The organism is Oceanibaculum sp., assembly GCF_022449305.1.
Taxonomy (GTDB): domain Bacteria; phylum Pseudomonadota; class Alphaproteobacteria; order Oceanibaculales; family Oceanibaculaceae; genus Oceanibaculum; species Oceanibaculum indicum.
On record NZ_JAKUSO010000089.1, the window covers coordinates 1 to 9,346 of the forward strand.

At 65.2% G+C, this 9,346-nt stretch carries 11 protein-coding genes; 9 read left to right on the forward strand and 2 right to left on the reverse strand.

Annotated features, from left to right (window positions below):
• The 8 genes from MK313_RS16990 to MK313_RS17025 form a co-directional block, all read left to right on the forward strand.
• A partial coding sequence (locus tag MK313_RS16990) for a DUF3035 domain-containing protein (protein WP_287783194.1) occupies positions 1-562 on the forward strand: 562 nt, incomplete at its 5' end.
• Positions 563-907: 345 nt separating this feature from the next.
• Complete coding sequence (locus MK313_RS16995; protein ID WP_287783197.1) at positions 908-1,822, forward strand: ABC transporter permease subunit; 915 nt, start codon at positions 908-910, stop codon at positions 1,820-1,822.
• A gap of 3 nt (positions 1,823-1,825) precedes the next feature.
• Complete coding sequence (gene livM, locus MK313_RS17000) at positions 1,826-3,175, forward strand: high-affinity branched-chain amino acid ABC transporter permease LivM (RefSeq protein WP_287783199.1); 1,350 nt, start codon at positions 1,826-1,828, stop codon at positions 3,173-3,175.
• Positions 3,172-4,074, forward strand: a complete 903-nt coding sequence (locus MK313_RS17005) for an ABC transporter ATP-binding protein (RefSeq protein WP_121219409.1) — start codon at positions 3,172-3,174, stop codon at positions 4,072-4,074. Before livM ends, MK313_RS17005 begins: the two co-directional genes overlap by 4 nt.
• Before the next feature lie 8 nt (positions 4,075-4,082).
• Positions 4,083-4,793, forward strand: a complete 711-nt coding sequence (locus tag MK313_RS17010; protein ID WP_416054147.1) for an ABC transporter ATP-binding protein — start codon at positions 4,083-4,085, stop codon at positions 4,791-4,793.
• 11 nt (positions 4,794-4,804) lie between these two features.
• Positions 4,805-5,152: a DUF6867 family protein gene (locus tag MK313_RS17015; RefSeq protein ID WP_322096604.1), complete on the forward strand. Its 348-nt coding sequence runs from the start codon at positions 4,805-4,807 to the stop codon at positions 5,150-5,152.
• A 130-nt stretch (positions 5,153-5,282) separates the two neighbouring features.
• Positions 5,283-6,383, forward strand: a complete 1,101-nt coding sequence (locus MK313_RS17020) for a branched-chain amino acid ABC transporter substrate-binding protein (protein WP_008946310.1) — start codon at positions 5,283-5,285, stop codon at positions 6,381-6,383.
• 140 nt (positions 6,384-6,523) lie between these two features.
• A complete protein-coding gene (locus tag MK313_RS17025) occupies positions 6,524-7,417 on the forward strand; it encodes a methyltransferase domain-containing protein (protein WP_121219415.1) in 894 nt (297 codons plus the stop codon).
• A gap of 15 nt (positions 7,418-7,432) precedes the next feature.
• Here the strand turns inward: MK313_RS17025 and MK313_RS17030 are convergent, their stop codons facing one another.
• Complete coding sequence (locus MK313_RS17030) at positions 7,433-8,197, reverse strand: SDR family oxidoreductase (protein ID WP_121219417.1); 765 nt, start codon at positions 8,195-8,197, stop codon at positions 7,433-7,435.
• A 301-nt stretch (positions 8,198-8,498) separates the two neighbouring features.
• On the opposite strand from MK313_RS17030, the gene MK313_RS17035 reads away from it, so the two are divergent.
• A complete protein-coding gene (locus MK313_RS17035; RefSeq protein ID WP_008946313.1) occupies positions 8,499-9,002 on the forward strand; it encodes a hypothetical protein in 504 nt (167 codons plus the stop codon).
• A 129-nt stretch (positions 9,003-9,131) separates the two neighbouring features.
• On the opposite strand, the gene MK313_RS17040 is transcribed toward MK313_RS17035, so the two are convergent.
• The coding region (locus MK313_RS17040; protein ID WP_287783211.1) for an OmpA family protein at positions 9,132-9,346 on the reverse strand (215 nt) is incomplete at its 5' end.

Genomic DNA, 9,346 nt, shown 5'->3' on the forward strand with positions numbered 1-9,346 from the left:
GCCCGACGAGTTCCCCGTGGTGAAGCGTGCGCCGCTCAGCCTGCCGCCGCAATATACGCTGCGCCCGCCGGAGCCGGGCGCGCCGCGCCCGCAGGAGCCGGCGCCGACCGAGCAGGCGCGCCAGCAGGTGCTGGGCGGCACTGCCGGCGGAGCGTCGCAGCAGCAGGGCGCCGTTGCCGCGCTGGGCGGTGGCCGGCCGTTCTCGCAGAGCGGCTTCGCGCTGGGCGGGGCGGCTCTGGGCAGCACGGGCGACCGCAGCGTCAGCGCCGCCACGCCGACCACGCCGGGCATGCAGAATTTCCGCCAGCAGCTGGGCCTCAACCAGGCTGATCCCAATATCCGCACCACGATCAACCGCGAGCATACGCAGCTCGCTGACGCCGACCGGCGCCTGCTCGACGATCTGCTGTTCTGGAAGCAGGCGGAGGATCGCAGCGCCGTGGTGGTCGATCCGGCGGCCGAGCGCAAGCGGCTGCAGGAGAATGCCGCGCTGGGGGCCGCGCCGAACAAGGGCGAGGTACCGACCATCGAGCGCAAGCGCCAGGGCGTCAGCCTGTTCTGATCCCCGCGCCAGAGCCTGTTCAGACCCCCGGAAGCCTTGTTTCCGGGGGTTTTTATTTGTGTGGCGCGCGACACCCGCGAACAGGGCATGCCCCCTTTTCTGATGACAGGCCGTATGCCATTGTCCCCGCGACAATTGCTTGCAAAGCATGCGTGCTATGCGGTAATGGCCGGTGTGACGCTGATTTGCGCCTGACGGTTGCGTTCCACTTTCCCTTCACGGGGTCTAATAGCGGACTCGCCTCGGCATCGAATCAGCCTATGCTTGAAGCAATAAGGGCGGCCGCGTGACGGTCGTCCAAGGTGAACGGGTCAAGGGTTTCCAGTCCGTGGGGGAGCGGGAAGCATGGAGTATTTCATTCAGCAGTTGATCAACGGGCTGACGCTCGGATCGATCTACGGGCTGATCGCCATCGGTTACACGATGGTCTATGGCATTATCGGCATGATCAATTTTGCGCATGGCGACGTCTTCATGATTGGCGCCTTCATCGCGCTGATCGCGCTGATCATCCTGGGCAGCATCGGGCTGACCTTCATTCCGCTGGCACTGCTGATCGTGCTGATCGTCTCGATGCTGCTGACCTCGGTCTATGGCTGGACGGTGGAGCGCGTGGCCTACCGGCCGCTGCGCGGCTCCTTCCGGCTGGCGCCGCTGATCTCGGCCATCGGCATGTCGATCTTCCTGCAGAATTACGTGCAGCTCTCCCAGGGTGCCCGGGTGAAGCCGATCCAGCCGGTGATCGATGGCGGCGTCACGCTGATGGAGAAGAAAGGTTTCCTCGTCTCCTTCAGCTACATGCAGATGCTGATCATTGTCACCACGCTGGTGCTGATGACCGCCTTCTCGCTGCTGATCGCACGCACCGCACTGGGCCGCCAGCAGCGCGCCTGCGAGCAGGACCGCAAGATGGCCTCGCTGCTGGGCATCAATGTGGACCGCACCATCTCGCTGACCTTCGTGATGGGGGCGGCGCTGGCCTCGGTCGCCGGCATGATGTTCGTGCTCTATTACGGCGTGATCGACTTCTTCATCGGCTTCCTGGCCGGCATCAAGGCCTTCACCGCCGCCGTGCTTGGCGGCATCGGCTCGCTGCCGGGCGCCATGCTGGGCGGCCTGCTGATCGGCCTGATCGAGACCTTCTGGTCGGCCTATTTCAGCATCGAATACAAGGATGTGGCGGCTTTCTCCATCCTCGTGCTGGTGCTGATCTTCCTGCCGACCGGCCTGCTCGGCAAACCCGAAATCGAGAAGGTCTGAGCCATGGCAGCGCAGCATGTGCGGAGCGCCGAAGGGGCCATCGACCTTCCGGCCATCGTGAAGGATTGCCTCGCCGCGGCACTGGTGATCTTCGCCATGGCGGTGCCGATCATCGGCCTGCGGACCGCCGACAGTTCCGGCGGCCTGACCATCGATTACCGCTGGGCCGATGTCGGCTATGCCGTCCTCGCAGGCTTCTTCGGCCGGCTGGCGCTGAATATCTGGTGGGCCTATCGCGGGCGCAGCCGGCCAAAGCCCAAGGCGGAGGCGATTTCCGGCGACAATTTCGGCGCCTTCATGAAGAAGGTCGGCCTCTATGGCGGGCCGGTGGCGATCCTCTTCGCCTTCGTCATGCCGGCGCTGCCGTTTGCCGACCGCTATATCCTCGACGTCTCCATCCTGGTGCTGACCTACATCATGCTGGGCTGGGGGCTGAACATCGTGGTCGGCCTCGCCGGCCTGCTCGACCTCGGCTATGTCGCCTTCTACGCGGTGGGGGCCTATTCCTACGCGCTGATCGCGTCCAGCTTCGGCTGGTCCTTCTGGGTCTGCCTCCCGCTGGCCGGCGTGTTCGCCTGCTTCTTCGGCGTGATCCTGGGCTTCCCGGTGCTACGGCTGCGCGGCGACTATCTGGCCATCGTGACGCTGGGCTTCGGCGAGATCATCCGCGTCGTGCTACTGAATTGGTACGAGTTCACCGGCGGCCCGGACGGTATTTCCGGGGTACCGCGCCCCAGCTTCTTCGGGCTGGAATTTGCCCGCTTCGCACCGGAGGGCGGGACGACCTTCCATGAATTCTTCGGGCTGGAATTCTCCTCCCTGCACCGGATCATCTTCCTCTACTACCTGATCCTCATTCTGGCGCTGATCACCAACTTCGTGACGTTGCGCTTGCGCAAGCTGCCGGTTGGGCGGGCCTGGGAAGCGCTGCGCGAGGACGAGATCGCCTGCCGGTCGCTGGGCATCAACCCGACCAACACCAAGCTGACGGCCTTCGCCATCGGCGCCATGTTCGGCGGCTTCGCCGGCTCCTTCTTCGCCACCCGCCAGGGCTTCATCAGCCCGGAGAGCTTCACCTTCATCGAATCGGCGGTGATCCTTGCCATCGTGGTGCTGGGCGGCATGGGCAGCCAGATCGGCGTGGTCATCGCTTCGGTCTTCCTGATCGGCGGCACCGAGGTGTTCCGCGAGCTGGAACAGTACCGCATGCTGGCCTTCGGCGGCGCCATGGTGCTGATCATGATCTGGAAGCCGCGCGGCCTGCTGGCGCACCGCGAGCCGACGCTGAAGCTGCCGCCGAGCCGAAAACCGGAGGCAAGGCCCCTGGCCGGCGCGGAAGGAGAGGCGGCATGATCGGCCTGTTCGACGATCCCCGCGTCGCCACCGATGCCGCCACGGCGGACACGCCGCTGCTGACGGTCGAGCATCTGACCATGCGCTTCGGCGGGCTGGTCGCCATCGACGATGTCTCGCTGGTGGCCCGCAAGGGCGAGATCACCGCGATCATCGGCCCGAATGGCGCCGGCAAGACGACGGTGTTCAACTGCCTGACCGGCTTCTACAAGCCGACCGTCGGGCGGCTGACACTGAACCGCGAGGGCACGCTATTCTACCTGGAGCGGATGGAGGATTTCCGCATCACGCACGAGGCGCGGGTGGCCCGCACCTTCCAGAATATCCGGCTGTTCCCGGCGATGAGCGTGCTGGAGAATCTGGTGGTCGCTCAGCACAACAAGCTGATGCGCGCCTCGGGCATGACCTTCGGCGGGCTGATCGGGCTGAAATCCTACCGCGATGCCGAGCGCGACGCGGTGGAGAAGGCGCGCTACTGGCTGGAGCGTATCAACCTCGCCGACCGGGCGGATTGGAATGCCGGTAACCTGCCCTATGGCGACCAGCGCCGGCTGGAGATTGCGCGCGCCATGTGCACCGATCCGGTCATGCTGTGCCTGGACGAGCCGGCCGCCGGCCTGAACCCGCGCGAATCGCTGGAGCTGAACACGCTGCTGCAATTCGTGCGCGACGAACATGGCGTCGGCGTGCTGCTGATCGAGCATGACATGAGCGTCGTCATGGGCATTTCCGATCATGTGATCGTGCTGGATTACGGCCGCAAGATCGCCGATGGCGACCCCGAAGCGGTGCGTAACGACCCCAAGGTCATCAAGGCCTATCTGGGCGAGGATGAGGAAGAGGAGCTGCCACCGGAGATCGCCGCCGATATCGAGAAGAAGACGGGAGAAGGGGCATGAGCGCGCCGCTGCTCGAGATCGCCGGGGTCGAGACCTTCTACGGCAATATCCAGGCGCTGCGCGGCGTCGATGTCAGCGTCGGCAAGGGCGAGATCGTCACGCTGATCGGCGCGAACGGTGCCGGCAAGTCCACCTTGCTGATGACGATCTGCGGCAGCCCTCAGGCGCGTACCGGGCGCATCGTCTATGACGGTGTCGATATCACCCGCGTGCCGACGCACGAGATCATCCGCATGGGCGTGGCGCAGTCGCCGGAAGGCCGCCGCATCTTTCCGCGCATGACGGTGATGGAAAACCTGCAGATGGGGGCGACGACAGCCGATCCGGCGCATTTCGATCAGGATATCGAGAAGGTCTTCACCCTGTTTCCGCGCCTGAAGGAGCGGCGCGGCCAGCGCGGCGGCACGCTGTCGGGCGGCGAGCAGCAGATGCTGGCGATCGGCCGGGCGCTGATGAGCCGGCCCAATCTGCTGCTGCTGGACGAACCGTCGCTGGGCCTGGCCCCGCTGGTGGTGAAGCAGATCTTCGGGGCGATCCGCCAGATCAACGAGGAGGAGGGCATGACCATCCTGCTGGTCGAGCAGAACGCCTATCACGCGCTGCGCTTGGCCCATCGCGGCTATGTGCTGGTGACCGGCAACATCACCATGTCGGGCACCGGCGCGGAGCTGCTGGCAAGGCCGGAGGTGCGTGCGGCCTATCTCGAAGGCGGGCATTGAGGGCGATGGCGATGGAACAGCTTCTGGGCAACGACATCCCGACCTTCATCGGCGTCACCATTGTGCTGGCCGGCGGTGCCGCCATGCTGATGGGCAGTGCGCTGGCCCGCACCTGGCGTCCGTTCTGGCAGGGCATCCTGTACAGTGCGCTGCTGGGGCTGGCGTCGCGCTTCATCAGCTTCGCGCTGTTCGGCGGCGAATTGCTGTCCTTGAGCGGCTATGTCGTCGATTCGGTGGTGCTGGCGCTGATGGCCTTCGCCGCCTACCGCGCGACCCTGGCCCGCCGCATGGCGGCCCAGTACCCCTGGTTGTACGAACGCGCCGGCCTGTTCGGCTGGCGTGCGCGTCGCGACGGGTAAGACGCCGCGGAAGCGGGCGTCGGGAATCCGTTGCCAGCTTTCGCAGCCGGTCCTACTGTGTGGTTAACGCCGTTTTACCGCGCGTGAGGGCAGGTCCCTTTCAACCGAGTAAATGAGCAGGGAGATCGAAATGAAGAAACTATCCACACTGGTTCTCGCGGCTGCCGCGCTGGTCCTGACCGGCCAGGTCGCGAAGGCCGACATCACCGTGGCGACCGCCGGTCCGATGACCGGCCAGTACGCCAGCTTCGGCGCCCAGATGAAGGCGGGTGCCGAGCAGGCGGTCGCCGATATCAACGCCGCCGGCGGCGTGCTCGGCCAGAAGCTGAAGCTGGTGATCGGCGACGATGCCTGCGATCCGAAGCAGGCGGTCGCGGTTGCCAACGACATGGTCCGTCAGGGCGTGAAGCTGATGGCCGGCCATTTCTGCTCCGGTTCCTCCATTCCGGCCTCCAAGGTCTATGAGGAGGAAGGCATCGTCATGATCTCGCCGGCTTCGACCAATCCGAAGCTGACCGAGGAAGGCGGCCCGAACGTGTTCCGCGTGTGCGGCCGTGACGACCAGCAGGGCGAGGTCGCGGGTGCGTTCCTGGCCAAACAGTATGCCGGCAAGAAGATCGCCTTCGTGCATGACAAGACCGCCTACGGCAAGGGTCTCGCGGACGAGACGCTGAAGTCCTACAAGGCTGCCGGCGGCAAGGAAGTGATGTACGAGGCCTACACCGCGGGCGAGAAGGACTATTCCGCGCTGGTCTCCAAGCTGAAGCAGGCTGGCGTCGACGTGCTCTATGTCGGCGGCTACCACACCGAGGCGGGCCTGATCGTGCGCCAGATGCGTGAGCAGGGCATGAACACCGTGCTGGTCTCCGGCGACGCGCTGGTGACCGACGAGTACTGGTCGATCACCGGCCCGGCCGGCGAAGGCACGCTGATGACCTTCAGCCCGGACCCGCGCAAGAACGAGAAGGCCGCGCCGATCGTGAAGGCCTTCCGTGACAAGGGCGTCGAGCCGGAAGGCTATGTGCTCTACACCTATGCGGTGATGCAGATCTTCAAGCAGGCGGCCGAGAAGGCCGGCTCCGCCGACATTGGCAAGCTGCTGCCGGTGCTGCAGAGCGGCATGAAGTTCGACACCGTGCTGGGCGACCTGTCCTTCGACAAGAAGGGCGACGTCACCCTGCCGGGCTATGTCTTCTATGTCTGGAAGAACGGCAAGTACGACTATCTCTGACGTCTGAACGGCGTCAGCGCCAGGAGGGCCCGGCCGGTGACGGCCGGGCCCTTTTGTTAAGACTGGATTAATGGCCATCTGCAAGGATACGATTTTACCAAGCGCACCGCAGGAGAGGGTGCTGCATTCGGGGTGGGGGCATGTCGTTCAAGGAACGGTTCCGGGCATGGTGGGAGGGTTATGAGTACGTCCCGCATGTGCCGGCGGTGGATACCGGCGACAGCGCGGAGGCCGACGGCAATGACGCCGTCGAGAAGGTCGAGCAATGGTCAACCGACCGGTTCGGCCTCATCCAGGCGCTGTGGGGCGACGGGCTGATCTTCCCCGGCGGCAAGGAACATCTGCTGAAACTGGTCTCGCCCTTCGGTCTCAACCCGGCTTTCTCGGCCGCCGATTTCGGTGCCGGGCTGGGCGGCGGCGGCGAGATCGTCGCGGAAGAATACGGTGCCTGGGTCAATGGCTATGAATTCGACCCCGAACGAGCGGCCTATGGCGAGGATCGTGCGGAACGGATGGGGCTGTCGCGCAAGGCGCCGGTCAGCTATCTGGAGCCAGACACCTTCACCATGCGCGACAGCGCCTATCACTGCGCCTATGCGGTTGGCGCCTTCTACTGGATCGAGAACAAGCCGCACCTGCTGCGCATGATCGAGAAGGGCCTGCATCCGGGCGGCCAGTTCACCTTCACCGACTATGTGCTGGCGTCCGACGATGCCAAAGAAAATCCGGCCGTGCAGGCGTGGATGGAGAATGAGGACCCGGTTCCCAAACCCTGGACCGCGAAGCATTACGAGGTCGAGCTGGTCAATCTCAACCTCGATGTGCGCATCTCCGAGGATATGAGCGAGCAGCACCAGAAGGCCATTCTGGAGGGCTGGGCGATGCTGACCGCCGGACTTAAGCCCGGCGGCCTCGCCCCCGAGACCATGCAGTATCTGGTGGAGGAGGCGGAGCGCTGGGTACGCCGGGTGGCGGCGCTGCGCTCCGGCGGCCTGCGCTATCAGCGCCTCTACGTCACCAAGCCGACCGAATAAGGGGCCCTGCTGCCGTCAGATGCAGCGCCCGCCATCGATCTCCATCGCCAGGCCGGTCAGGAATTCCGAACTGTCCTCCGCCAGGAACAGCGCCGCATTGGCGATGTCCGCCGGCTGGCTGAACCGGCCCATCGGGATGACCGAGGTGAACTGCTTGCGCCGCTCCGGCGTGTCCTCGCCCATGAAATCGGCGAGCATGCCGGTCTCGCCGGCCACCGGGCACAGTGCATGCACGCGGATCTTCTCCGCCGCCAGCTCGACCGCCATCGACTTGGTGATGGTGATCGCCGCCCCCTTCGAGCCATTGTACCAGGTCAGGCCCGGCCGCGGCCGCAGGCCCGCCGTGGAGGCGGTATTGATGATAACGCCGCCCTTGCCCTGCTTGCGGAACACCGGCACGACATGGCGCGCGGCAAGGTAGATCGCCTTCACATTCACCGCAAAGCAGCGCTCGAACTCCGCTTCCGTCACCTCCAGCATCGGCTTGTTCTTGTGGGTGAAGCCGGCATTGTTGACCATGATGTCGAGGCGCCCATAGGTGGCGACCGCCTTCTCCACCATCGCCTTCACATCGCCATCGCTGGAGACGTCGGCCTTCACGAAGATCGCCGTGCCCTGGCCATGTGCCTTGTCGATCTCGGCGGCGACGCGCGTGCCGCCCGCCTCGTTCACGTCGTTCACGACGATCTTGGCACCCTCGCTGGCGTAGAGCTTCGCGATGCCTTCGCCGAATCCCGACCCCGCGCCGGTGACGATGGCGACCTTGCCTTCAAGGCGCATGAAATCCTCCCTCTGTGTTGGGCCAGCAGGCTTGACCTGTGACATTTTGCCCGGCGTCTGCCGGTTTGTCCGCTCGAAGTCTAGCCCGGCCCGGCGCGTGCGGCCAGATGGCAGCGAATTGTGGCAGGGGTGTAGGTCAGTAGGGGGCGGTATGTAGGGGCGGTACCCAGATATCACACAATATCAAGCGGTTGCCGAAATATGCTCAGAATGTCATAGTGTCCCAACTGTGACGCTAGTGTGGCCGCTGGGGAGCGGGCCTCGCCGGCACGCCGCCCTTACGCGGTGTAGAGGGGGAGTGATGAAGAAAACGGCTTTGAAGCGTGGCCTTGCCGCCCTGGCGGTCCTGGCCACCGTGGCGGGCACGCCGGCGGTCAGCTTTGCCGCCTGCGCGACGCCGAAGGAAAGCGCGGCACTGGAAGCCCGCGTCCTGCTGAGCGAGCTGATGGTGGCGGCGCTCAGCTGCAACCAGCGGCCCAGCTATAATGCCGTCGTCACCCGCTATCAGGGCGAGATGGCCAGCACCGGCAAGGCGCTGAAGGGCTATTTCGCGCGGGTTCATGGCGCGCGCTCCGCGCAGGAGCTGAACGGCTTCGTGACGCGCATGGCGAACGAGGCCTCACAGCGCAGCCTGAGCGATTTTGCGACCTTCTGCAGCGCTGCCGAGGGCAAGTTCGCGGCGCTGATGGACGAACGCCAGCCGCATAATTTCGAGCGGTTTGCCGGCCTGCAGCCGGAAGCATCCAGCCACGGCGTCGAGGTCTGCCAGTACACGGCGGCCAATACGGCGTCTCGTACGCGCTGATCGATAGAACCGAATAAGACCAAAGCAAAGCCGGCATCCCGCGATGCCGGCTTTTTCGTTTGGGCGTTGGAGACGAAAAAACCCGGCTGGGAAACCAGCCGGGTTTTGCGTTCTGCCTTGCCTTGCGGCTTAGCGGAAGATGATCTCCACGCGCCGGTTCTGCGGCTCGCGGACGCCGTCGGCGGTCGGGACCAGCGGGTCGGTCTCGCCGCGGGCCTCGGAGCTGATCTGGCCGGCGGTGACGCCATCGGCGGTCAGCGCGGTCTGGACCGAGCTGGCGCGGCGCTGCGACAGGGCCATGTTGTCGGCGGCCGGGCCGGAGCGGTCAGCATGGCCGATCAGGT

Bases quoted from the DNA above. Each gene is read 5' to 3' on its own strand.
- MK313_RS16995 (WP_287783197.1), top strand. From the start codon at position 908: ATGGAGTATTTCATTCAGCAGTTGATCAACGGGCTGACGCTCGGATCG.
- livM (WP_287783199.1), top strand. From the start codon at position 1,826: ATGGCAGCGCAGCATGTGCGGAGCGCCGAAGGGGCCATCGACCTTCCG.
- MK313_RS17025 (WP_121219415.1), top strand. From the start codon at position 6,524: ATGTCGTTCAAGGAACGGTTCCGGGCATGGTGGGAGGGTTATGAGTAC.
- MK313_RS17035 (WP_008946313.1), top strand. From the start codon at position 8,499: ATGAAGAAAACGGCTTTGAAGCGTGGCCTTGCCGCCCTGGCGGTCCTG.
- MK313_RS17005 (WP_121219409.1), top strand. From the start codon at position 3,172: ATGATCGGCCTGTTCGACGATCCCCGCGTCGCCACCGATGCCGCCACG.
- MK313_RS17030 (WP_121219417.1), bottom strand. From the start codon at position 8,197: ATGCGCCTTGAAGGCAAGGTCGCCATCGTCACCGGCGCGGGGTCGGGA.
- MK313_RS17020 (WP_008946310.1), top strand. From the start codon at position 5,283: ATGAAGAAACTATCCACACTGGTTCTCGCGGCTGCCGCGCTGGTCCTG.
- MK313_RS17015 (WP_322096604.1), top strand. From the start codon at position 4,805: ATGGAACAGCTTCTGGGCAACGACATCCCGACCTTCATCGGCGTCACC.